Raw genomic sequence first — 23,533 nt, 5'->3', positions numbered from 1 at the left:
TTAATTATTTCAAAAAATCAAATGTATTGATGCTTACATTTTGTAAAATTGTTTGAACTGAGACTTCAGTTAATTTCAAAAATGTTGAAGGATAAATTCCTATCCAGACAATAAATAAAATGATAGGCAGAAGAACCAATAACTCTCGTTTATTCATATCTGTTAATTCTTGGAACAAATTTGCATTCTTCACTTCTCCAAAAACTACACGCTGATACATCCACAATAAATAAACTGCAGCAAAGATTACTCCACTTGCAGCAAAAATTGTATACCACCAGCTGTTCAAAACCTGGGATTTAAATGAACCTAATAAAATTAAAAATTCACCTACGAAACCATTTAATCCTGGTAAACCAATTGATGATAAAGATACAATCATCAATAAAGTTGAATATATAGGAACAATTTTTGCGATACCGCCATAATATTCAATTTCGCGATGATGTGTCCTTTCATAAATTACTCCAACCAAAAGAAAGAGAGCTCCAGTTGATAATCCATGATTTATCATTTGAATAACTGCTCCCTGCATTGATTCAACTGTCATTGCAAAAATTCCAAGCACAACAAAACCAAGATGAGAAACAGAGGAATAAGCAACAAGTTTTTTCATATCAGGCTGAACCATTGAAACAAGAGCCCCATAAATAATTCCAATTACTGCGAGAATAGAAATAAAAGATGCATAATGAACAGCAGCTTGTGGAAACAATGGCAAACAAAATCGAACTAAACCGTATGTTCCCATCTTAAGCAAAACCCCAGCTAAAATTACTGAGCCTGCAGTTGGAGCCTCAACATGCGCATCGGGCAGCCATGTATGAAGTGGAAATATTGGAACTTTAATTGCAAAACTTAAGAAGAATGCAAGGAACATCCAGTTCTGAATACTTCGTGCAATTGTTGGACCAACTTTATATAAATCAATAAGATTTGTTGTAAACATTCCTGTTTGATTTGAAGCATAAACCGCAAGCCATATAATTGCAACAAGCATCAATAAACTTCCAAACATTGTGTAAAGGAAAAATTTAATTGATGCATAAATTCTTCTTTCTCCTCCCCAGATTCCAATTATAAAATACATCGGAATAAGCATTGCTTCCCAGAAAATATAAAACAGAAAAATATCCAAAGACATAAATACACCAAGCATTCCAGCTTCAAGAAGAAGCATGGAGAAAGTAAACATTTTTACATTCTTATCAATTGCTTTCCATGTTGAAAGAAGTGTTAAAGGAGTTATAAATGTTGTAAGCAAAATTAATATCAACGAAATTCCATCAACACCTACATGATAACTGATATTCAAACTTTTTATCCATAAGACTTTATGAATTAACTGAAACTGTGGGTCTTGAGGATTAAATTGTTTATATGCAATTAATGAAATAATAAATGCAATTAAAGAAATTAGGAATCCAAACCAACGAATGAATTTTTTTTGTTCTTCATCAAAAAAAAGAACAAGTATGCTTCCTATTATCGGAATTATTAACAAGTATGTTAGAATTAGATTTTCCTGCATATTTTCAATAAATACCTTTTTATAAACTTAGTATTATCCATAAAAGAACTGCTGCTATTCCAGCAACAATTACAATTGCATAGAACTGTGCAATTCCAGTTTGAATTTTTCTTATATATTCTGAAATAACTGCAATAATTTTTGCTGCTCCATTTACAATTCCATCTATGATAAATGAATCAGTAAATTTCCACAAAACTTTTTCAGAACCAATTTTAATCGGATTAACTACAGCTGCATCATAAATTTCATCGACATAATATTTATTCAATAAGAGATTATAAAATTTTCTGAATCTGATGGAAATATTTTCTGCAATAATTTTATTTTTTGTATAAACATAAAGAGCAAAGTAAATAGCACTTAAAGCAAGTATAACAGAAATTGCCATCAATAAAATTTCCTGAGCGTGAGTATGAAATCCATAATGCATAATTTTTTGTTCAGCTGGTTCATAAATTGGGGCAAGCCATTTTTCGAACAAATTTCCATCTTCACCAGAAAAAACTTCGGGAATTCCAACATAACCACCAATAACAGATAGGACAGCAAGAATAATTAATGGAATTGTCATTACAGATGGTGATTCATGAGGATGAATTTTATGATGGTCAAATCTTTCTTCGCCTAAGAATGTAAGTGAGAAAAGTCTAAATATATAAAATGCAGTTAACATTGCTGTTAAAGCACCAATTAGCCAAAAAATAAATCCGCCGTTTGCATAAGCATACCACAAAATTTCATCTTTACTGAAAAATCCTGATAAACCTGGAAAGCCAGAAATTGCAAGAGCAGCAATTAAAAATGTTGCATAAGTTTTTGGCATATATTTTTTCAAGCCGCCGTAATTCTGAATATTCTGTTCTTCATGCATACCATGAATTACAGAACCTGCTCCAAGAAACAGCAAAGCTTTGAAGAATGCATGTGTCATAACATGAAAAATGGAAGCACTAAAAGCCCCAACACCTGCAGCTAAAAACATATAACCAAGTTGGCTGATAGTTGAATAAGCAAGAACTTTTTTGATATCATTTTGAACTAATCCAATTGATGCTGCAAACAATGCGGTTAATAATCCAATTACTGCAACAAGCATCATAATTGCTGGAGCAGATGCAAATAATATAGATGCTCTTGAAACCATGTAAACACCAGCGGTAACCATAGTAGCAGCATGAATTAATGCCGAAACTGGAGTTGGTCCAGCCATTGCATCTGGTAGCCAGACATATAATGGAATTTGAGCAGATTTGCCTGTTGCTCCAATAAACAAAAACAAAGCAATTAAACTAAAAGTAGTTTCATTTATTGATAATGATTGTGCTTTGGAAAATACTTCATGGAAATTAAGAGAATCAAAAGTGTAATAAATCAAAAACATACCGAGTAGAAATCCAAAGTCGCCAATTCTATTTACAATAAAAGCTTTTTTCGCTGCATCGGCAGTTGTGCTCTTTTCAAATTTTTTATCGTACCAGAATCCAATTAATAGGTAAGAACATAAACCAACACCTTCCCAGCCAAGAAAGAGAACAACAAAATTATCACCAAGAACTAAATTCATCATTGCAAAGATGAAAAGATTGAGATAAGCAAAAAATCTCCAGTAACCTTTATCGCCATGCATGTAGCCAATCGAATAAACGTGAATTAAAAATCCTACACCTGTAACAATCAAAGACATTGTTAAAGAAAGCTGGTCAACGAGATATGCAAATTTTATATTCAATCCATTTGCAGAAAGCCAGGTAAATAATTCTACAGTATTTGCTCGCTGGTCAACAGGCAAGGACAATGTTTGAAGAAATGCACCTAAAGAAATTAAGAAAGCAATTCCAACTGAAGAGCTTCCAATTATTCCAATTATAATTTCATTTTTGATTTTTCTTCCAAAAAGTCCATTAATTAAAAATCCAATTAATGGAAGAATTACTGCCAGATAAATGTAATTAATCATCAGCAACTACCATTTAAAGATATTTATTTCGTCAATATTAACGGTCATTTTATTTCTAAAAATAGCAATAATAATTGCAAGTCCAACTGCCGCTTCTGCAGCTGCAACAGTCATAACAAAAAATACAAAAACTTGTCCCGCAGGATTTCCAAGATAAGATGAAAAAGTAACCAAAGCTAAATTAGCTGAGTTAAGCATCAGTTCAATACACATGAAAACAACAATTGCATTTCTTCTAATTAACACACCAATAACACCAACAATAAACATAAATGCACTTAAGATTAAATAATATTCAATTGGAATTGAAGACATATTAATTCCACAATTTTAGTTATTCAAATTTTTTCTTAGCAAGAATAATTGCTCCAATAGTTGCAGCAAGCAATAAAAATCCTGCTACTTCAAAAGGAATAAAGTAATTTGTATACAATTCTTTTCCAATATTTTGAATTGTTCCAACTTTCACACTCAATTCTTCATTAGGTGTCAATTTTCTTGAAGGCTTTTCATAAGAAATCAAATATGCCACTTGAATGAATACAAAAATTCCGATTGCAATTGCAAAATATTTTAATGATTTATTATTGCTTAATATAGAAGGTTCATTGTCGGTTCTTAACAACATAATTACAAATAAGAAAAGAACCATAATTGCACCTGCATAAACTATAATTTGAACAACAGCAATAAATTGTGCATTTAATAATAAATAAAGTCCTGCAAGAGCAAAGAAATTTAGAATCAGAAACAAAGCACTAATTACTGCATTTCTTCTTGTAATCATCATAACAGAAGAAACTGCAGCTATCAAAGAAAGAATTGTAAAAAGTAAAATTTCCAGATTCATTTATGGTGTATTCCTGTAAATCATTCTTGGAAATGGAATTGCTTCTCTTAAGTGTTCAAGGCCACAAATCCAGCTTACAGTTCTTTCAAGACCAAGACCAAAACCGGAGTGAGGCACTGAACCATATCTTCTCAAATCGAGGTACCATTCAAAATATTCCTGAGGCAGATTATGTTCTTTTATTCTTTCAATTAATAAATTCAAATCGTCTTCGCGTTGACTTCCTCCAATAATTTCTCCATAACCTTCAGGAGCCAGAACATCTACAGCAAGTGCAAGTTTAGGATTATCAGGATCTCTTTTCATATAGAATGCTTTAACTTCAGCCGGATAATGATGAACCATGACAGGTCTGTCAAATTGTTCTGAAATTATTGTTTCATCACCTCCACCAAAGTCGTTCCCCCATTGAAAATCAACACCATTCTTTTTAAGAATTTCTACAGCTTCATCATAAGTTATTCTTGGGAATGGACGAACAACTTTTTCTAATTTTGATGTATCACGCTCAAGTTCTTTTAATTCTTCTTTCTTATCTTCAAGAACTGTTTGAACAATATATTCAAGAAATTCTTCTGCAAGGTCCATATTATCATTCAAATCATAAAAAGCCATTTCAGGTTCGACCATCCAGAATTCTGTCAAATGTCTTCTTGTTTTAGATTTTTCTGCTCGAAAAGTTGGACCAAATGAATAAACTTTTCCAAGTGCCATTGCGCCGCTTTCAGCATAGAGTTGACCTGATTGAGTTAAATAAGCTTTACCTAAATCAAAGTAATCAAGTTCAAATAATGTTGAGGTTCCTTCGCATGCATTTGGAGTTATGATTGGGGGATCAAAAAGAGTAAAACCATGTGAATCAAAGAAATCACGAATTGCTTTTACAATTCGATGGCGAATTTTTAAGATTGCAACTTGTTTTTTTGAGCGCACCCAGAGATGGCGATTGTCCATTAAAAATTCGATGCCATGTTCTTTGGGTGTAATTGGATAATCCTGGGAAAGAGAAATTAACTTAAGGTCTGTTACATCAAGTTCATAACCACCAATTGCACGACTTTCTGCTCTTACTTTGCCTTTTACTTCGAATGATGATTCCTGTGTAATTTTATCTGCTATCTCAAATACTTCATCACTAACATTATTTTTTACAACTACACATTGAGTATAACCAGAACCATCACGTAGAATTAAAAATTTGATTTTTCCACTTGACCTTTTATTATAGAGCCAACCTTTAAGTGTAACTTCTTCCCCGACATGTTTTGATAAATCTTTAATATAAACAGCAGGTCTCATTATCTGGAAATTCTCGAATTTATTTTTTCAAATATAACTAAGTGATTATCTATTATGCAAAAACATTGATTCATCTTTTTTCATATAAATTAATTTCAATCAACCTTTGATATACTTACTTTTATTTTTTTCTTAAAGACTTCTTCAAACAATCCTTTGCGTCTTTCTAAGTTCCATAACTCAATATCAGGTTTTAATTTATTATCACATTCAATATGAAGTATTACATTATCACTTTTTATTTCGGCTTTAATATTCTTAATTATTTGTTGATGTGTCCTGTCTAATGAATCTGCAATTCTCAAAATAGCTGATAACTTTTTGATAATTTGTTTTGTCTTCCCCTGCAGCATTTCAAATTCAATATGGCTTGGCTTTGGATGGCTTTTACGATGATATCTTGCTGTGTGAGCAATTATATCTATTTCATTTTCATTAAAGCCAAGCAGTTCACTATTTTTAATTAAGTAATAACTATGGTGATGATGATTTGCATGTGAAATATTATATCCAACATCATGTAAAATTGCTGCAGCCTCAAGAAGTTCTCTGTATTCATCTTCTAATTGATGAAGATTTATTAAATCATCAAACATTTGAAGAGATAATTTAGCAACATGTTCACAGTGTGTTTTATCGTAATTACATTTTTCAGCAAGATGTTTAACAGATTCTTTTCTTATATCTGAAAGAATTGGCTTATTCAACTCCGAGCTGTGTTTTTGAAGTGCATCAATTATAATTCCTTCTCTCAATGCATAATTTGAAATCGTTATCTCCTGAATTTTCAACAAATCAAAAATTGTTTTTAGAATAATTATTCCAGCTGGAATTATATCTGCTCTTTTTTCATCCATTGCAGGAATTTTTTTTCTTTTTTCTGGAGTTTTTCTTTTAAGAATTTCTTCAGCAATTTCTTCTAATTCATCTTTATTAAAAACAAAATTGTTCAAATTCACTATTGAATTTACATTCCCTTTTTTCAATGTATTAATCATCATCCCAACAGACATAATTGTGCCTGATGTTCCTACAGCCAGTTCAAATCCTTCACTCAAAAGGTGATGAACAATTGGATAAATTTCACCTTCAACCCACTTTCGACATTCTTTAATTCGAGTAGCAGAAATAATATAATCCGGGAAAAATTTTTGTGATAATCTTACAGCTCCAATTTTCAAGCTTACTGAATAAATTGGATTTCCTTTTTCTCCAATTAAAAATTCAGTGCTTCCTCCTCCAATATCAATTAGAAGAATCTTTTTATTAAAAATTGGCAATGCTTTTAACGCACCAAGATAAATTAATCGTGCTTCTTCATAGCCACTAATAATTTCAATATCAATTCCAACTTCATCATTTACTTTCTGAATAAATTCATTTTTGTTATGAGCTTCTCTTACTGCGCTTGTTGCTACAGCACGAATTTTTGCATTATGAGATTCTGCAATGCCCTTAAATCTTTTCAAACAATTGATTGCTCTTTCTATTGCCTGTGGCAAAATAATTTTTATATCACCACTACTCCCTTCACCCAATCTAATTACTTCTTTCTCTCTGTCAATAATTTCAAAATTTCCGTTGTCTTTTATTTTAACAACAATCAAGTGAAATGAATTTGTGCCAAGGTCTATAGCAGCTAAATTTTGTCCTTTCATATTCTTTTCTTTCTTTTTTCTAATATCGATTTGCAAAGATTAAACACATCATCTACGCTTACATCAGAAATTAGTTCAGATTTCCTGATAAAATATTTTTCATTTCCAATCGGTGCCCAATTAAATGGATTGGTTGGACCAAAAATTGAAATTTGTGGTGTATCAGTTGCACCTGCTACATGCATAACACCAGTATCGTTAGTTATAAACAAATCACTTTTTGATATTAAAGCTGCAAGCTGAGATATCGGTCTATTCAAAAAATAATATGCATCAATTTTCAGATTTTTTTTGATGTAAGAAATTTCATTTTTATCCGCACTACTTCCGGTAAAATAGATTCTAATTTTGTATTGTTCATTCAGCATGTAAATTAATTTAATAAACTTATCGAGTGCCCATCTATTCTGTGGTTTTCCGGCTCCCACATGAAAACCAATTAAATATTCAACATCATTAAGATTCATTTTTGAAATAAATTTTATTACTTCATTTTCATCTTCTTCTGTAAAATCAATATGTGGACGAAAATTTTTGGTTGTAATACCAAAAGGTTTTACAATATCGAGAATAAAATCAGATACATGCGCATCAGGATTTTTTTTCCAGTTCAAATTGATTCTGTAATTAAAAAGAAAAGAAAGATTATTTTCTTTGTTATCTAACGAAGTAGGCCCAATTTTTATTTTTGAATTAGAGAATGCTGCAAGAATACAACTAGTTTTTGAAATTGCTACAGTTGCTGGAACAATTGCAACATCATATCTTTTTCTCAATATTTTGATTAAACGCAATAAATAAATAATGTTCAATAATTTCTTTTTATTAAAGACAAACAAATAATCTATCAAACTATTTTTTGTAACTGCAAAATAATTTTCTGGACTTGCAATCAAAGTGATTTTTGATGATGGAAATTTTTCTTTTATTGCTCTGAACAATGAAATACTTGCAAGCATATCACCAAATTGATTATGCTGCCGAATAATCAAAAAATTTTCTGGATTATTGAGTTTATAATCGTGTTTTTCTTCTTCAGAAAAATTTTTACGCAAATAATCAATAAAGAATTTCGAAATTAAATTCTGATGGGACATTTAGATTCAACTTTTTGAACTATCTTTTGGAATTATATCTTCAAATTTTGCTTCAATAATATCTTCATCTTTTATATTGTATTTTGATTTATTCTTTTTCTTATGAATTTCATTTTCTGATTTATAATCAGAAGACAATGCAGCTTTTACCATCCTAACAATTTTGAAAATTATATACAGCAATAAAAACCAGATTATTAATCGTATCATTATTTTATTTCCTTGCTTCTGGGTTAAAATATTCTATGAATCCTCTGTCATCTCGAAATATTTGTTTATAGAGTTCATCAAAATCTTCTTCTCGATTAATGAAATCAATTTCGGTTGTATTAACAATTAACAATGGAGTTTCGTTATACTTAAAGAAAAAATCATTATAAGCTTCTGAAAGTTCTACAAGATATGCACGTGTTAAATTTTTCTCAAATGTTCGTCCACGATGTTTTATGTTCTGCATAAGTCTATCAATGCTCGACTGCAAATAAATTACCAAATCAGGTTTTGGAATATCGCGCATCAGTAATGGGAAAAGAGTATCATAAAGTTTCAATTCTTCTCCTGAAAGATTTAAATAAGCAAAGATTCTATCCTTATCGAATATGTAATCTGATACAACATAATTATTAAACAAATCAGGCTGATTCAATTTTAGAAGTTGTTGATAGCGGCTAATCAGAAAAAAGATTTGAGTTTGGAAAGCATATTTGCGTCTGTCTTCGTAAAATTTTTCGAGAAAAGGATTTGTTTGAAATTCCTCAAGAATGAGATTGGCGCGAAGTTTTTCTGAAAGTTTCATTGCTAAACTTGTTTTACCTGCGCCAATAACACCTTCGATTGCGATATATCTAAGTTCTTTCACGGTATTAATTAAATTAGTGAGTAATCTAATTTCCCAATTATATATTTTTCTATGTTTGACAAATCAAATTCTTTTAACTTTTTCTTTTGTCCAGGCGGAATAAAATCTGGAGCTATTTCAATTAATGGTATCAATGCAAAATCTCTTTTGTACACTTCAGGATGTGGTATAATTAAATCATCTGTTTCATAAATTAAAGTATTAAGGAAGAGAATATCAATATCAATTTCTCTTGGACCCCATCTTTCGGATGATTCTTTTCTTCCAAGTTCTTTTTCGATATCCTTTAAGAATTTATGAAGCCCAATTACTCCAAGACCTGTATCAATTTCAATAACTGCATTATAAAAATTTTCCTGATTTGGATTTCCGTATGGTTTTGATTCATAAATAGAAGATGCAGCAAGAACTTTGCAGCTTTCAAATCCATGAATTTTTTTTACTGCAGCACGGAGAAAATATAAACGGTCTCCTTTGTTAGAACCTAAACCCAGAAAAATATTATTCACCATTTTCTTTTATAACCTCCGCTTCTACATAATCCAGAACTCCGCCAACTGGAACATTATGTTTGCGGACTCTAACTGCGATTTTTTGTATTGCCGGATATCTTTTAAGCAGTTCATTTGCAATTGTAGTTGCAAGGGTTTCGATTAAATAAAGTTTTTTTTGGTGAACAATTTCTTTAATAAACTTATAAACTTCGTCGTAGTTGATTGTAAGTTTCAAGTCATCTTTTTCAGCAGCTTTTGAGAAATCGGTATAAATATCTACATCGGCTTCAAATCTGCCGCCAATATTTTGTTCTTCTTTTAATGCTCCATGATATGCATAAAAACTTGCATTTTTTATTCTAATGATATTAACCATACCACTTACAATTTTTTTGCTTCAAAATATTTTATCAACCCTCTAAAATTAGCAAATAAAATTCCTATTAGCACTAATGAGCTTCCAAAAATTGTGTAACTTGATAGTGATTCATCTAAGATCAACCAACCAAGTAAAACTGCAACAATTGGAGTAATGAAAGAAGATAAAGAAAGTATAACAATATTCATCCTTTTAAGAAGCCAGTAATAAGTTGTAAAAGTAACAACTGTCCCAAAGAACGAAAGGAAAATAATTGAGCCGACAGCTTTATAATCAAATTTCCATGCAGAAGAATTTTCAAACATAAATGCAGCAATAATCATAATTAAACCAGCAAATAATAATGGTAAAAAATTCATTGAAAGCGGATTTAAATGTTCACCATATTTTTTAATTATAACTGCAATTGAAGCCTGCATAAATGCACTAAGCAGAACAGCTAATGTACCCCAGAAGTAATCTGATAAATTAAAGCTGAGGTTTTCTGAAAAAATAATTACAATTCCAGCAAAACCTAATAAAACACCAACTAATTGATTGAAAGAAACTTTATAATTTTCGAAAGCAAGGAAAGAAAAAATTATTACACCAAACGGAAGCATTGCAAATAAAATTGAAGCTAAACCAGAAGGAATAAACTGTTCTGCCCAGTATACCAATCCAAATGGAATTGTAAAAGAAAATAGTGAGAGAATTAAATATAACCTCATTGAAGATGAATCTCTTTGCAATTCAATGTTTTTCAATTTCATAAGAATATAAATGAAAATAGAAGCCAAGATAAATCTTATTCCTGCTGAAAAAATTGGAGTTAAAGAATCCAACCCAATTCGAATAGCAAGCCAGGTTGAACCCCAAATTAAACAAATTAAAATGTAGCCCAATATTATTTTAAAATTTTCTGATATCATAAAATTTTTCTCATAGCAATTAAACCTAAAGCTCTGCCGGAATATTTCCCATCACGTCTGTATGAATGGAGCAAATTTTTTTCTTCATAAGAACATAATTCTGAAATTTCAATTTGTTTTTCAGGTATTCCATTTTCAATTAACATATCTTCATTTGCTTTTTTTATATCAAGAAAAATTTTACTATCAATTTTTTTAAGATATTTTGAATCGAACAATGAAGCTACATCTTCTCTAACTTCATAATTTTTTTGGGAAATTGATGGTGCTATGTAGGCAAATAAATTTTTTGGGTTGGAATGAAAATTTTCAAACATTAGATGAAGAGTTTTTTTAAGAATTTTTTTATATGTTCCCTTCCATCCTGAATGAACCGCTGCTATGATTTTATTTTTTGTGTCGTAAATAAAAATTGCAGCACAATCTGCAGAAGAAATTGCTAAAGCAATTTCAGGAACCTGCGTTATTAAAGCATCACTCAGTCCAGCATAGCCTGGTTTTTCAATTATCTTAACAATATCGCTATGAATTTGTTTTTGATAAGCTACATTAGCAGGATTTAATCCAAGTTCTTTAAAAAATTCTCTTCTATTTTCTTCCACAATTTCTTTTTTATCACCAACAGAATAAGACATATTAAAGTAATAAGGTTCTTTTCTGTTAAGTCCAATTTTTGTTGAAAATCCAAAAATAATTTCTGGAAATTTTCTGAATAAATTACTCTGAATAATCTTTAACATTTCAATAACAAGATGAATGAAAATTTATTATATAATTTTCAGACATTGTTCAAGGTCATAAATAATGTCATCAGGATTTTCAAGGCCAATAGCCAATCTAATTCCACCGGCATCAATACCTCTATCTGCCAGTTGTTCAGGTGGAACAACAGAATGAGTCATCGAAGCAGGATGTTCAAGCAAAGTGCGAGTATGACCAAGACTAACAGCAAGAGTCATTGTGTAAGCATAATCGGCAGCATAATCCATAAATTTTCTTCCGTTTTCTTTGCTTTCAGCCGGGTTATTCCCTTTTATTACAAAGTAAATTAAACTTCCCGGGGCAAAGTTTCCGTTGAAATCTTTCATTTGTTTTTTTGCGGTTTCATAGTATTTAAAATCTGGTAACCCTGGATAATTGACAAATTCAATTTTTGGATGAGAATTTAAGTAATCTGCAATTTTAGTAGCAGAATTGATTTGTTGTCTTAATCTAATTGGTAAAGTTGGAAGTCCATAAGTTAAAATTGACCATGCACTTTTAGGATTCAATACACCTCCAAAATCTTTTCTATAAAGCTGAAGTAAATCTTGATATTTCTTTTTCCCAATAACAATACCACCCATATCTGTTCCAAAGCCGCCAATTCCTTTTGTAAGAGAATGAACTACAAAGTCTGCTCCAAATTCAATTGGACGCTGACAGAATGGAGTAGCAAATGTGTTATCAATAACAATTTGAATTTTGTTTTCTTCAGTTCTTGTTTTGTTTATTTCATCAACTACATTTCTAATTTCTTGAATATCAATTATTTGCAAATTAGGATTTGCAGGAGTTTCAAAATAGACTACCTTAGTTTTTTCTGTTACATGATTAAGTAAATTTTGTGAATTAGTTAAATCGATAGGTGTCCATTTAATATTATATCGAGGATACCAATTAGTTAATAATGAAAGTGTACATCCGTAAAGAGTGTTATGAGTTATGATTTCGTCACCTGATTTTGTTAAAATACCAAGCACAGCTGAAATAGCCCCCATACCGCTTGCAAAACTAACAGCCATTTCTCCTTTTTCAACATAAGCTAAATTTTCTTCGAGCATATCTTTGTTAGGTTCGCCAAGTCTGTCATAAATAAATATTGGTGCTTTTTCACCAAATTCCTGAGTATGAGCAAATCTCATAAATCCTTCGGCACCTCTTTCAACAGAATCTAATCGAAATGTTGTGGAAGATGAAATTGGAGCTGTAACATGATGTGAGTAATCCCATTTATCAGTAATATATTTCCCATAGATTAAATGGGTATCCATTGAATACTTCGATTCATCATACTTATTATTTTTGGCATTCTCAGCCATAATTACCTCCGATTTTTTCTAACGAAAATTAAAGAAAAGTAGATTAGAAACCTATCTTGTTTGAATCAGAATATTAATCTCAAAAAATTTTTACAAAATTTTTTTATAATAACAACAGACTGAAGTCTGTTCTACAGTAATCACTAAACCGGAAGCCCTTTTATCCGATAATATTTACAGAAATTATATTTTGGAGATAAAAATGAGGATTAATTTAAAAATTCAATTTTTATTAGCAGCTGTTATTATTGGAATTCTTGTTTTCTTCCTTTATTTAAATGTCAATTCATTCACAAATGAAATAAATTCTTACCTTCTTCGAAAAGATATTACAAGCATTAAAACTATTGTTAATAATTACATAACAAAACTACATTTTTTATTTATTGTTATTACAATAGCAGCATTTTGCTTAGCTTTATTTTTTATATTCACATTAATCTCAAAAATAAGTCAGCTAAAATTAAAGCTTCATAAATTAGCACAGTTAGATTTTTCAGAATCATACAATAAATTTTTTATTAATGATGAATTAAGCAATATTAATAATGACCTTAATCTTGTTCACAACACCTTTCATCGATTTGTTAAAAATACAAGTTTAATTATAGATGCATTTTTTAAATTCCGTAATCAAAAAAATATAGATGAAATTTTAGAAACATTAGCTGATTTAACAAAAGAAATCTTCGATGTAAAATATGTTGCAATTTCTGTCTTTGATGATAATTCGCGAGTAAAAAAATTTATAACAAGAGGCATTGATGAAGAAACAAAAAAATTAATTGGAAGATACCCAGAAGGGAAAGGTTTACTCGGTTATATTCATCAAACAAAACAAACATTAATGCTTGATGACCTCTCGAAACATCCTAAATCATTCGGAGTTCCTCCAAATCATCCTGTTATGAAAACTTTGCTTGCTACGCCGTTAATCCATGAAGATAAAAGTTTTGGAAATTTATACATATCAGAGAAAAACAATGGTCAGCCATTTAAAGAAGAAGATAAAAAATTCATTGAAATGCTTGCAATTATAGCAGTAAATCAAATTATTAATTTTGATTTCATCGAATATATAACTAGAAGAAATAACTTATTAAAGAATGAATCTGAAAAACTAAAAGAAATATTAAATAATTTATCTGACAGAAATTTTGCAATTGATTTTAACAATAATCACTTTGAAGATGAAAACAATAAATTGATATTAGATAATCTGCAATTCATGGTTTACTCGCTGAAAGATATTCTCAAGCAGGTTCGTGAAGTTACCGATACTCTTGCATCATCAACAAATCAAATTTCGGCAACAACAGAAGAATTGACTGCAACACTTAACAATCAATCAGAGCAAATAAATGAAATAACAACATCAGCAGACCAAATGAATGTTGCAATTCAGACCAATGCTGAAAATGCTGTTCAAACTGCAAACAAAGTTTCGACTAACGGACAAATTATTAAAGAAAGTATTTATGAAATTGGTGGAACAATTGACAAAGTCAAACAAATTACAAGTTTTGTTCAGAATGCAACTAAGAAATTAGAAGAACTTGGAAAATCTACAGAAGCAATCACTGGAATTTTACAAGTTATTGATGAAATAGCTGAACAAACAAATTTACTTGCTCTTAATGCTGCAATTGAAGCTGCAAGAGCTGGTGAACATGGAAGAGGATTTGCAGTTGTAGCCGATGAAGTTCGTAAATTAGCCGAACGTTCTTCAAAATCTACAAAAGAAATCAGCGATATTATTACTGCGATTAGGAAAGAAACACATAATGTAATCGATTCAATGAATGCAGGAAATAAAAATGTATTAGAAATAATTGATCTTATTGAAAAATCACAGAAATCACTCGAAAAAATTCCAGCTAATATCGAAGAAGTAATTGAGTTAATTAATCAAATTGCTGCAGCAAGCGAAGAACAATCAGCAACTTCAAAACAAGTTTATAAAAATGTTGAAAATATATCAGAAATGATTCATCAATCAGCACAAGCTTTGTCACAAATTGCAGTAGGTTCCAACGACCTCTCGAGATTAGCTGTTAGTTTGCAGGAACTATTAAATATGTTCAGGCTCTCTGAATCAGATACTTTAGTTAAAACAAAACAAATAACAGGTGATAATATTAAAATTGATGATTTTGATTTTTCAGCTGCAAAGCTTGCTCACAGACAATGGAAAATAAGATTATCCAATGTAATTCTTGGAAAAGAAAAAGTTGAACCTCATACAGCAGGAAATTATAAAGCTTGTTCACTTGGCAAATGGTATTATGGAGCAGGTTCAGCTTACTTCAAAAATGATCCAAACTTTATTGAATTAGAAAAATGGCACATTCAATTACATAAATTAGCAGAAGAAATTGTAAAAGATGTAATTCATGGCAATAAAACTTCAGCTAAAATAAAATTGGAAGATATAGAAAAATACAGCGATGAAATAATTAAATTATTGGATATACTCGAGAGAAAGTCCACCAAATACAAAGGTTATTTACTTACTCCGAGTTTACAATAAAAAATCATAACAAATTATTTTCTCTAAGCCAGTCATCATTATAAATGGTAGAAAAGTATTTATAACCGCTGTCATTTATAATGGTGACAATATTGGCTTCTTTGTCAATTTCTTTTGCAAGTTTAACTGCTCCCCAGATATTTGCGCCTGATGAACCGCCTGCAATTATTCCTTCTTCATAAGCTAATTTTTTTGTCCATCCAAAAGCCTTTTTATCATCTATTTGATACATATCATCAAGAATATCAAGCTGAGCTGTTTTAATTAAAAATTCATCTCCCATTCCTTCAATTAAATATTTTGAAGGTTTGATTAGTCTTTTGTTTTTGAAATATTCATAAAATATTGAACCTACAGGGTCAATGCCTATAACTTTGATTGCAGGATTTTTCTCCTTCAAAAATTTTCCTGCGCCTGTAATTGTTCCTCCTGTTCCAATTGCCCCAATTAAGTAATCAATTTTTCCTTCCATCTGTTCCCATATTTCAGGTCCAGTTGTCATGTAATGAGCTTCGTTGTTATCTAAATTGTTATGTTGATCGATATAATAAATTGTTGGGTCATTCTTAGCTAAGTTATATGCATAATTGTTGTAAGATTCAGGATGTTCTGGAGGAAGTGAAGCATCGACTTTAATTACATCAACTCCAAGTACTTCAAGCATTTTAATTTTTTCTTTGCTGGTTGTATCACGAATTACAATTTTCAATTTGTATCCCTTTTGTCTGCAAACAATTGCCAAACCCATCGCAGTGTTGCCTGATGAATTTTCAATTATTGTGTCACCGGGTTTTATCTTTCCTTCTCTTTCAGCTTTTTCAATCATATACTTTGCAATTCTATCCTTGATGCTTCCACCAGGATTCATAAACTCAAGTTTAGCATAAATCTTTGCTTTCAAGCCTTTGGAAATATTTCCTAATTTAACAATTGGGGTTCTTCCAATTGCTTCAAGAACATTTTCATAACAAAAATTTCTCATCTTTAATTCTCTTGTAATATTTTATAATAAAGAATAACCTCTTAGAAATTCTTCTGCTGACATTCTTTTTCTTCCTTCCAATTGCAATTCTAAAATTTGAATTGCTCCACTGGAAGTGCCAACAAAAATTTCTTTTTTAGTTTGATGAATTTTTGATTGTTCTAAATTTATATTCTTAACAACTTTAGTTTTGTATACTTTATAAATTTTCTCGTTATGTTCAAAAAATGCACAGGGGTGAGGTGATAAACCTCTTACTAGATTATGTATTTCTATTGCACTTTTTGACCAATCAATTCTGCATATCTCTTTTGTAATTTTTGGGGCTGGTGATGCTAATGAATCATCTTGCTTGATTAATTCATAGTTTCCTGAATCAATTAACTCAACAGTTTTTAGCACAACATCTGCTCCAAGAATCATCAATTTATCGTGAAGTGTTCCGAAATTATCTTCATCTTCAATCTCAATTTTCTCTTGAAGAATGATATTGCCAGTATCTACTTTTTCTTCAAGAAAAAATGTTGTTACGCCTGTTTCTTTTTCTCCATTAATCAGTGCCCATTGAATTGGTGCTGCTCCTCTGTATTTTGGCAGTAAAGATGCATGCAGATTAAAAGAACCTTTTGAAGGAATTGTGAATACTTCTTGTGGAAGAATTCTAAAAGCAACTACAACAAATAAATCCGGATTTATTTCTTTGAGCTGTTTAATAAAATTTTCTTCTTTGAGCGAAATTGGAGATAAAACTTTTAATCCTTTTGAAAGTGCAAACTCTTTAACAGGTGTTGGTAATAGTTTTTTCCCTCTTCCTCTTTCTTTATCTGGTGCAGAAACAACTAATTCAACTGTGTGATTGCTGTTTAATAATTTTTCTAAAGAAGGGATTGCAAATTCAGGAGAACCCATAAATACAATTTTCAAGTCACTCTCCAAACAAATTATATTTAATCTTCAACAATGGGATAATCAATGCTGACTTCTCTCTTTTTAATTTTGTTCAAATCTTCCTGCAATTGTTTCTTAATTTCTGCATTAACTCTGTCGGGAATTAACTTGCCAATTAAGTGGTCATATTCATGAAGGATTACTCTTGCAAACAAATCATCTGCTTCGATTTCAACTTCATTTTCATCTGCATCAACATACTTAACTTTGATTTGTTTTGGTCGTTCAACTTCTGCTTTTAATCCAGGAAGGCTTAAGCATCCTTCTTCCATAATTTCTGTTTCTTCTGATTTCAAAATAATTTCTGGATTAATCATCACAACTGGTTTGAATTTTTCATAACCATCAACACCTTTTAAATCAACAACAAATATTGATTCCGTAAATCCAACTTGATTTGCTGCAAGTCCAATTCCATTAGCATTTCGCATTGTATCAAACATATCTTTAATTTTTTTAATCAGTTCATCAGAAACCGAACGCACAGGTTTAGCTTTCTGCCTTAAAATTTTATTTCCATATATCGTTATTGGTAATATTGCCATTTTAAATTTCTTCCTTTTCTTCTGTTTGAACAATACCTGCTGCCAAGTCTTTAAATAAAATTACCTCGCTTGAGCAGAATAACATTCGAATTAACAATCGAAAGATAATTAACATTTGCTGAAGAAAAAAGGAAATTGCCAAAAAGTAATAAGGTGTTCGTGGAATTTCTATTACAATAAGATTATAAACAATTGAACCAACTGCTCCAAGAAATGCAATAAACAAGAATACAAGAAATACAATTGAAAAATTGTTCTTAATAAAATTTGATGCATAGATAATTTCTTGAAGAACTTTAGTTTTATCTTTCAATGCAAGAGCAATCTTCGAGTAATCTGATATCAATGTAATTATTCCAATTAAGAATAGTAAAAATGTATATCTTAAAAAACGCATAATAAATTCAGTCTTCATGAATTCAGTATTTCGAAATACAACAGTTATTAAATCACCAAGAAGGTCATTCATTAGAAATGCAATTGAATAAAAAATTACAGATACAAGAAGCACCTTAAAAAATCTGAAGAAGTATTTAACTCCGCCATAAAAAAAATCAACAAAATGATTTTTGTTGAACTGATTGAATACAGAAATCAAACCTCCAAGATAAAATGTTTGAATAATTGTATAAATTCCGGCAACTGTATAAATAGCCCATGGAATTTGGTCAAGCGGTATTTGATATAAATTTCTGAATTGAAGATACCAGAAGTAATCAAATCCAGAATTTAATTTATCACTAATCAAAGAATTCTTTAAGTCATTTAAAAGCAAATTATAAATTGGAACACTGAGCACAACAGCAAATGCAGTATTTGTAAACCAGAATAAAATGACAAACTTAAGATTATGACTTACAGCTCTTATTGAGTTAATTATAATTTCGTTGATACTTTTTATCATCCTATACTTCCAAGCATCATTAATGCATTTTGAACCCAGAAAAACCATCTGAGTGCAATTGAAATTGAAGCCCAATATCTTGGCTCCATTGTAAATGAATTATTTGCAAAATTTATATCAAGAAGATTTTTTCTTTGAGGATCAATCTCGGCTGCAATAACTTTGTTATTAGTTCTAAATTCAAAAATTTTCCATCTTTCTTTGCCATCCCACTTTTGATAGAGAGTATCTTTATCAGTATAAAGTGCAATATCATTCTTAAAAACACCGTCCCGTAGTCTTTCAGCTAAAACATGATACACATTCGATGAAACTTTTTTTACAGATGTAATTCTGTAGTCAAAAATTTTTGAGTTGTAAAAAATATCTTCCCAGAACCATGATATATCTTCATTGCAATTTTTATTAACTACATTAATAAAATCTTCTGACTTTGGATGTTTGTATTTATATCTATCAAAATATTCTTGAAGTATTTTCATCATCTTATCAAAGCCCAAATATCTTTCGAGAGATAATAACATTAATTCAGGTTTATCATAAGAGTTAACAACATAAGAAAGTCTTGATGGCTGTTTGTAAGAAGTATCTGCAATCGAGCCAATCGTTAAATTTTTATAATAATCTTTTGCACTATTGCTGCCTTCAACTATTGGAATATCTGCAACAGTGTAGATTAAAGGAATATCATTGAACGAAAGAAAATTTATTCCATAGACAGGTATATAGGTAAGTATTTTAAAATTTTCTAAAATGTTTGGATAATATTTGTACATTATTTTTGTTGAAAGATAAGAGGCAAAACCTTCATCGAGCCAGGCTTCATAAACTTCGTTGTTTGCAATAATACCATAAAAATATTGATGAGCAAATTCATGAGCTGTAAGATACTCAGGTGAACCAGTGTTTTTTGGCGAAAATAAATTTACATGAACAGTAAACAATGTAGGATATTCCATTCCACCAGAAGCACTTGAATGAGGAACATCAATTAGAGAAATTGTTTGATAAGGATAAATTCCTATATAATTTTCAAAATACTCTAAGCAATTTTTCACACATTGAATAAATCGTTCTGAATATTTTTCATTTTCTGGTTGAATGTAAGCATTAATAAAAATTGGTGTGCCGTCTTTTCTTTTATAAATATCTTTTTTATGAATAATTTCATCGGAAGCCATCCATGCAAAATCATGAACTCCATATTGAGTTATTTTATACAAAGTAAATTTTTCATTAACTATTTTTTCTTTACAAACCCCAGTTGATGCTACAATATAACTTTCTGGCACTTTAATATTTACATTGTATTCTCCAAAATCAGCATAGAAATTAAGATAAGGATGATATTGACTACATATCCATTTGCCATTTTCAAATACGCCAACTTTTGGGAACCACTGAGATACAAAATAAAAATTTCTTCCTGCAGCTCTTCCAAATCTTTTTACTGAAATCGGAATTATCAGTGAGTATTCGAAATAAATTTTTACTGTATCATTTGGCTTTATAAATTTATCCAGCATTACTTTAGCTACAGTGCTGTCGTGCGGATTTGGAATTTCAGGCTGGAAAAAGATTAATTCTGAAGATTTGCCGTCAACATAAAATTTCTTAATCTTAATCTCTGTTTGATTTTCCTTTTCAAGATTAAATGCCGAAGCAAATAAAGTTTTGTTGCTTTTATAAGCATTTGCATAAAAATGAAAATGAATTTCGTTGGTATAAAAACTTGTTTTGTTTATCCAGATGATTTCTTCTTTAACATTAATCTGATTTTCATGAGGGATTAGTTCAACGTCGATATTGTAATTGGCAACACTCTGAATTTTATCATATTCTGATTTCAGAATACCTTTGAAATAAGCAGATGTATTCTGAACATCAAAATTCTGGTATGATTCAAAGTTATTTTGATAAAAATAAAGGATACCAGAAAATAAGATTAAAAAAATCAGAATAAATAATTTTTTCATACATCAGAAACATAAGAACACTAGATTTTTAATTCAATTTTATAAATAAAAAATGGCTGCTCAAAATTTATCTGGAATTGAGAGTAATTAATTTCGAGCAGCCTTTAAATCAGGAATTACTTTATTTCAATTGTTCTTGGTTTTACACGTTCATGTTTAGGCAATCGAATTTCAAGAACACCATTTTCAAGTTTTGCATCAATTTTTGATTCATCAATGCTGTCTGAAATTTTAAATCTTCGATAGAAGTTTCCAATTTCAGTTTCCTTTAGAACATATTTACGGTTTACAGCTTCATCGTAATTATCAATTCTGCCCATTATGACGAGATGATTGTCTTCAAGTTTAATCTTGAGATTTTCTTTTTTTACTCCTGGGATATAAGCATTTAAGAAAAACTCATCATCGGTTTCATAAATATCAACAAGAGGAGCAACCCAGGATTCATTTTCTAATGCTTCTTCCCAGCTTTTTTGGGTTTTAACTTCTTGCATTTCTTTTACTTCTGCCATATCCACCTCCTTTTTTATTTTTCAAACTTTTTCAATTCAATTACTGAATTTATTTTCAAACATTATTTTTTGTCGTCATCAACAACTTCATAGGAAGCATCCTGAACATCTTTATCATCCTTTCCAGTTCCATCAGATTTGGTTTGAGAACCAGGATTAGCTTGAGAATAAGCTCCCTGCTGAGCATAGAGATGCTGAGCAATTTCGTTCCATACTCTTGTTAGAGCATCAGCAGAATTTTTGATTCTGTCAGTATCATTAGTTTTGAGAGCATCCTCAACTTTCTGAATTTCACTTTCAAGTCTGCTTCTTTGTTCAGGAGTTAATTTATCTTTAAGTTCTTGGATCTGCTTTTTAGTTTGGAAAACAAGATTATCAGCATTATTTCTGATTTCAGCAGCTTCTTTCTTTTTCTTATCTTCGGCGGCATGAGCTTTAGCTTCCTGTTTCATTCTTTCGATTTCTTCTTTTGTTAAGCCGCTTGAAGATGTAATTCTGATGCTTTGTTCTCGATTAGTAGCTTTATCTTTAGCAGAAACATGAAGAATTCCATTAGCATCAATATCAAAAGTAACTTCTATTTGAGGAACACCACGCGGAGCTGGCGGTATTCCATCAAGATGGAATCTTCCAAGTGTTCTATTGTCTGCTGCCATTGGTCTTTCACCCTGGAGAACATGAATTTCCACAGACGATTGATTATCGGCAGCTGTTGAGAATATTTCACTCTTTCGAGTTGGAATTGTAGTATTAGCTGGAATCAGAACAGTCATAACACCGCCTAAAGTTTCAATACCTAAAGACAATGGAGTAACATCAAGCAACAGAACATCTTTAACATCACCCGCAAGAACACCACCTTGAATAGCAGCGCCAACAGCTACAACCTCATCAGGATTTACTCCTTTATGTGGTTCTTTGCCAAATATTTTTCTTACAACTTCCTGAACTTTTGGAACACGAGTAGAACCACCTACAAGAATAACCTCATCAATTTGTGAAGGAGTTACTCCAGCATCCTTCATTGCTTTTTCGCAAGGTGGAATTGTTCTTTGAATTAAATCATCAATTAATTGTTCAAACTTTGCACGAGTAATAGTAATGTTTAAGTGTTTTGGTCCATCTTGAGTAGCAGTAATAAATGGCAAATTAACATCTGTCTGCATAGAAGAAGATAATTCAATCTTAGCTTTTTCAGCAGCTTCTTTCAATCTTTGAAGAGCCATAGGATCTTTTCTTAAATCAATACCTTCCTGTTTCTGGAATTCATCAGCAAGATAATCAATCAATCTCTGGTCAAAATCATCACCACCTAAGTGTGTATCTCCGTTTGTAGATTTAACTTCAAAAACTCCTTCACCAATTTGAAGAATAGAAATATCAAAAGTTCCACCACCTAAGTCATAAACTGCAACAATTTGGTCTTTGTGTTTTTTATCAAGACCATAAGCAAGAGCAGCAGCAGTTGGTTCATTAATAATTCTTCTTACGTTAAGACCAGCAATTTCACCTGCATCTTTAGTAGCTTGTCTTTGAGCATCATTAAAATAAGCTGGAACAGTAATAACAGCTTCTGTAACTTCGTGACCAAGGTAATCTTCTGCAGTCTTTTTCATTTTCTGCAAAATCATTGCAGAAATTTCTGGGGGTGAATATAATCTATCTCCAATCTTAACTCTTGCCGAGCCATTTTCTGCAGCAACAACTTCATAAGGAACTTCTTTAGTTTCTTCATCAACTTCATCAAGTCTTCTTCCCATAAATCTTTTAATTGAGAAGACCGTATTTTTAGGGTTAGTAATTGCCTGTCGTTTTGCAGGCTGTCCTACAAGAATTTCTCCTGTTTTTGTAAAAGCAACAACCGAAGGAGTAGTTCTTCCACCTTCAGAATTCGGAATAACTACCGGCTCATTCCCTTCCATTACAGCTACACAGGAGTTTGTAGTTCCTAAGTCAATTCCAATTATTTTTCCCATTTTTCATACCCTTTAATTTGTTTATAAATAAAAAAAGGATA

Annotated in this window: 22 protein-coding genes and 2 pseudogenes; 3 read left to right on the top strand and 21 right to left on the bottom strand. The window is 30.7% G+C overall.

Annotation, left to right across the window (positions count from 1 at the left end):
• Positions 1–4 precede the first annotated feature (4 nt).
• From AC27L2_RS10985 to AC27L2_RS10920, 14 genes are all read right to left on the bottom strand, one after another.
• On the bottom strand, positions 5–1,531 hold the full coding sequence (locus tag AC27L2_RS10985) for an NADH-quinone oxidoreductase subunit M (RefSeq protein ID WP_487211812.1): 1,527 nt from the start codon (positions 1,529–1,531) through the stop codon (positions 5–7).
• Positions 1,532–1,550: 19 nt separating this feature from the next.
• The gene (gene nuoL, locus AC27L2_RS10980) at positions 1,551–3,491 is read right to left on the bottom strand and encodes an NADH-quinone oxidoreductase subunit L (RefSeq protein WP_487211811.1); all 1,941 of its coding nucleotides are present in this window, start codon (positions 3,489–3,491) and stop codon (positions 1,551–1,553) included.
• Positions 3,492–3,497: 6 nt separating this feature from the next.
• Positions 3,498–3,806, bottom strand: coding sequence for an NADH-quinone oxidoreductase subunit NuoK (gene nuoK / locus AC27L2_RS10975; RefSeq protein WP_487211810.1), 309 nt, complete (start codon positions 3,804–3,806; stop codon positions 3,498–3,500).
• 19 nt (positions 3,807–3,825) lie between these two features.
• On the bottom strand, positions 3,826–4,341 hold the full coding sequence (locus AC27L2_RS10970; RefSeq protein ID WP_487211809.1) for an NADH-quinone oxidoreductase subunit J family protein: 516 nt from the start codon (positions 4,339–4,341) through the stop codon (positions 3,826–3,828).
• Positions 4,342–5,640 (bottom strand): asparagine--tRNA ligase, encoded by a 1,299-nt coding sequence (asnS, locus tag AC27L2_RS10965; protein WP_487211808.1) that lies wholly within the window; start codon positions 5,638–5,640, stop codon positions 4,342–4,344.
• 95 nt (positions 5,641–5,735) lie between these two features.
• Positions 5,736–7,298 (bottom strand): Ppx/GppA phosphatase family protein, encoded by a 1,563-nt coding sequence (locus tag AC27L2_RS10960; protein ID WP_487211807.1) that lies wholly within the window; start codon positions 7,296–7,298, stop codon positions 5,736–5,738.
• Entirely contained in the window at positions 7,295–8,395 is a 1,101-nt protein-coding gene (locus AC27L2_RS10955) for a glycosyltransferase family 9 protein (protein ID WP_487211806.1), read from the bottom strand. Before AC27L2_RS10955 ends, AC27L2_RS10960 begins: the two co-directional genes overlap by 4 nt.
• 6 nt (positions 8,396–8,401) lie before the next feature.
• The gene (locus tag AC27L2_RS10950) at positions 8,402–8,605 is read right to left on the bottom strand and encodes a hypothetical protein (protein ID WP_487211805.1); all 204 of its coding nucleotides are present in this window, start codon (positions 8,603–8,605) and stop codon (positions 8,402–8,404) included.
• Positions 8,606–8,609: 4 nt separating this feature from the next.
• Positions 8,610–9,254 (bottom strand): deoxynucleoside kinase, encoded by a 645-nt coding sequence (locus AC27L2_RS10945; RefSeq protein WP_487211804.1) that lies wholly within the window; start codon positions 9,252–9,254, stop codon positions 8,610–8,612.
• An 8-nt stretch (positions 9,255–9,262) separates the two neighbouring features.
• Positions 9,263–9,763 (bottom strand): 2-amino-4-hydroxy-6-hydroxymethyldihydropteridine diphosphokinase, encoded by a 501-nt coding sequence (folK, locus tag AC27L2_RS10940; RefSeq protein ID WP_487211803.1) that lies wholly within the window; start codon positions 9,761–9,763, stop codon positions 9,263–9,265.
• A complete protein-coding gene (folB, locus tag AC27L2_RS10935; protein WP_487211802.1) occupies positions 9,756–10,124 on the bottom strand; it encodes a dihydroneopterin aldolase in 369 nt (122 codons plus the stop codon). The genes folK and folB overlap by 8 nt, the downstream gene beginning before the upstream one ends.
• Before the next feature lie 5 nt (positions 10,125–10,129).
• Positions 10,130–11,038: a DMT family transporter gene (locus AC27L2_RS10930; protein WP_487211801.1), complete on the bottom strand. Its 909-nt coding sequence runs from the start codon at positions 11,036–11,038 to the stop codon at positions 10,130–10,132.
• Positions 11,035–11,778 (bottom strand): peptidoglycan editing factor PgeF, encoded by a 744-nt coding sequence (gene pgeF, locus AC27L2_RS10925; RefSeq protein WP_487211800.1) that lies wholly within the window; start codon positions 11,776–11,778, stop codon positions 11,035–11,037. Before pgeF ends, AC27L2_RS10930 begins: the two co-directional genes overlap by 4 nt.
• Positions 11,779–11,805: 27 nt before the next feature.
• Positions 11,806–13,119: a trans-sulfuration enzyme family protein gene (locus tag AC27L2_RS10920; protein ID WP_487211799.1), complete on the bottom strand. Its 1,314-nt coding sequence runs from the start codon at positions 13,117–13,119 to the stop codon at positions 11,806–11,808.
• A gap of 202 nt (positions 13,120–13,321) precedes the next feature.
• Between AC27L2_RS10920 and AC27L2_RS10915 the strand changes: the two are divergent.
• From AC27L2_RS10915 to AC27L2_RS10905, 3 genes and pseudogenes are all read left to right on the top strand, one after another.
• Positions 13,322–14,152: pseudogene (locus AC27L2_RS10915) on the top strand (GAF domain-containing protein); the annotation flags it as partial.
• Positions 14,144–15,046: pseudogene (locus tag AC27L2_RS10910) on the top strand (methyl-accepting chemotaxis protein); the annotation flags it as partial. The pseudogenes AC27L2_RS10915 and AC27L2_RS10910, both read left to right, overlap by 9 nt.
• A gap of 57 nt (positions 15,047–15,103) precedes the next feature.
• On the top strand, positions 15,104–15,649 hold the full coding sequence (locus tag AC27L2_RS10905; protein WP_487211842.1) for a CZB domain-containing protein: 546 nt from the start codon (positions 15,104–15,106) through the stop codon (positions 15,647–15,649).
• A gap of 4 nt (positions 15,650–15,653) precedes the next feature.
• Here the strand turns inward: AC27L2_RS10905 and AC27L2_RS10900 are convergent, their stop codons facing one another.
• From AC27L2_RS10900 to dnaK, 7 genes are all read right to left on the bottom strand, one after another.
• Positions 15,654–16,631: a PLP-dependent cysteine synthase family protein gene (locus AC27L2_RS10900; protein WP_487211798.1), complete on the bottom strand. Its 978-nt coding sequence runs from the start codon at positions 16,629–16,631 to the stop codon at positions 15,654–15,656.
• A 21-nt stretch (positions 16,632–16,652) separates the two neighbouring features.
• Positions 16,653–17,555, bottom strand: a complete 903-nt coding sequence (fmt, locus tag AC27L2_RS10895) for a methionyl-tRNA formyltransferase (protein ID WP_487211797.1) — start codon at positions 17,553–17,555, stop codon at positions 16,653–16,655.
• 23 nt (positions 17,556–17,578) lie between these two features.
• Positions 17,579–18,124, bottom strand: coding sequence for a peptide deformylase (def, locus tag AC27L2_RS10890; RefSeq protein ID WP_487211796.1), 546 nt, complete (start codon positions 18,122–18,124; stop codon positions 17,579–17,581).
• Between the two features lies 1 nt (position 18,125).
• Positions 18,126–19,028 (bottom strand): hypothetical protein, encoded by a 903-nt coding sequence (locus tag AC27L2_RS10885; protein WP_487211795.1) that lies wholly within the window; start codon positions 19,026–19,028, stop codon positions 18,126–18,128.
• Positions 19,025–21,004 carry a M1 family metallopeptidase gene (locus tag AC27L2_RS10880; RefSeq protein WP_487211794.1) on the bottom strand — a complete coding sequence of 660 codons (1,980 nt, stop codon included), beginning with the start codon at positions 21,002–21,004 and terminating at the stop codon, positions 19,025–19,027. The genes AC27L2_RS10885 and AC27L2_RS10880 overlap by 4 nt, the downstream gene beginning before the upstream one ends.
• Before the next feature lie 116 nt (positions 21,005–21,120).
• A complete protein-coding gene (locus tag AC27L2_RS10875; protein WP_487211793.1) occupies positions 21,121–21,516 on the bottom strand; it encodes an Hsp20/alpha crystallin family protein in 396 nt (131 codons plus the stop codon).
• Positions 21,517–21,578: 62 nt separating this feature from the next.
• Positions 21,579–23,492, bottom strand: coding sequence for a molecular chaperone DnaK (gene dnaK, locus AC27L2_RS10870; RefSeq protein WP_487211792.1), 1,914 nt, complete (start codon positions 23,490–23,492; stop codon positions 21,579–21,581).
• Between the last annotated feature and the right edge of the window lie 41 nt (positions 23,493–23,533).

Source organism: Rosettibacter sp. KY25 (assembly GCF_057554405.1).
The sequence above is the reverse complement of the archived record's forward strand: the minus strand, read 5'-3'. Positions and strand labels throughout refer to the sequence as shown.

Coding starts and splice junctions, on each gene's coding strand:
- AC27L2_RS10920 (WP_487211799.1), bottom strand. CDS start 13,119: ATGGCTGAGAATGCCAAAAATAATAAGTATGATGAATCGAAGTATTCA.
- nuoK (WP_487211810.1), bottom strand. CDS start 3,806: ATGTCTTCAATTCCAATTGAATATTATTTAATCTTAAGTGCATTTATG.
- asnS (WP_487211808.1), bottom strand. CDS start 5,640: ATGAGACCTGCTGTTTATATTAAAGATTTATCAAAACATGTCGGGGAA.
- AC27L2_RS10960 (WP_487211807.1), bottom strand. CDS start 7,298: ATGAAAGGACAAAATTTAGCTGCTATAGACCTTGGCACAAATTCATTT.
- AC27L2_RS10985 (WP_487211812.1), bottom strand. CDS start 1,531: ATGCAGGAAAATCTAATTCTAACATACTTGTTAATAATTCCGATAATA.
- AC27L2_RS10930 (WP_487211801.1), bottom strand. CDS start 11,038: ATGATATCAGAAAATTTTAAAATAATATTGGGCTACATTTTAATTTGT.
- folB (WP_487211802.1), bottom strand. CDS start 10,124: ATGGTTAATATCATTAGAATAAAAAATGCAAGTTTTTATGCATATCAT.
- def (WP_487211796.1), bottom strand. CDS start 18,124: ATGGCAATATTACCAATAACGATATATGGAAATAAAATTTTAAGGCAG.
- AC27L2_RS10955 (WP_487211806.1), bottom strand. CDS start 8,395: ATGTCCCATCAGAATTTAATTTCGAAATTCTTTATTGATTATTTGCGT.
- AC27L2_RS10880 (WP_487211794.1), bottom strand. CDS start 21,004: ATGAAAAAATTATTTATTCTGATTTTTTTAATCTTATTTTCTGGTATC.
- AC27L2_RS10970 (WP_487211809.1), bottom strand. CDS start 4,341: ATGAATCTGGAAATTTTACTTTTTACAATTCTTTCTTTGATAGCTGCA.
- AC27L2_RS10900 (WP_487211798.1), bottom strand. CDS start 16,631: ATGAGAAATTTTTGTTATGAAAATGTTCTTGAAGCAATTGGAAGAACC.
- AC27L2_RS10905 (WP_487211842.1), top strand. CDS start 15,104: ATGATTCATCAATCAGCACAAGCTTTGTCACAAATTGCAGTAGGTTCC.
- dnaK (WP_487211792.1), bottom strand. CDS start 23,492: ATGGGAAAAATAATTGGAATTGACTTAGGAACTACAAACTCCTGTGTA.
- pgeF (WP_487211800.1), bottom strand. CDS start 11,778: ATGTTAAAGATTATTCAGAGTAATTTATTCAGAAAATTTCCAGAAATT.
- AC27L2_RS10950 (WP_487211805.1), bottom strand. CDS start 8,605: ATGATACGATTAATAATCTGGTTTTTATTGCTGTATATAATTTTCAAA.
- AC27L2_RS10885 (WP_487211795.1), bottom strand. CDS start 19,028: ATGATAAAAAGTATCAACGAAATTATAATTAACTCAATAAGAGCTGTA.
- AC27L2_RS10875 (WP_487211793.1), bottom strand. CDS start 21,516: ATGGCAGAAGTAAAAGAAATGCAAGAAGTTAAAACCCAAAAAAGCTGG.
- nuoL (WP_487211811.1), bottom strand. CDS start 3,491: ATGATTAATTACATTTATCTGGCAGTAATTCTTCCATTAATTGGATTT.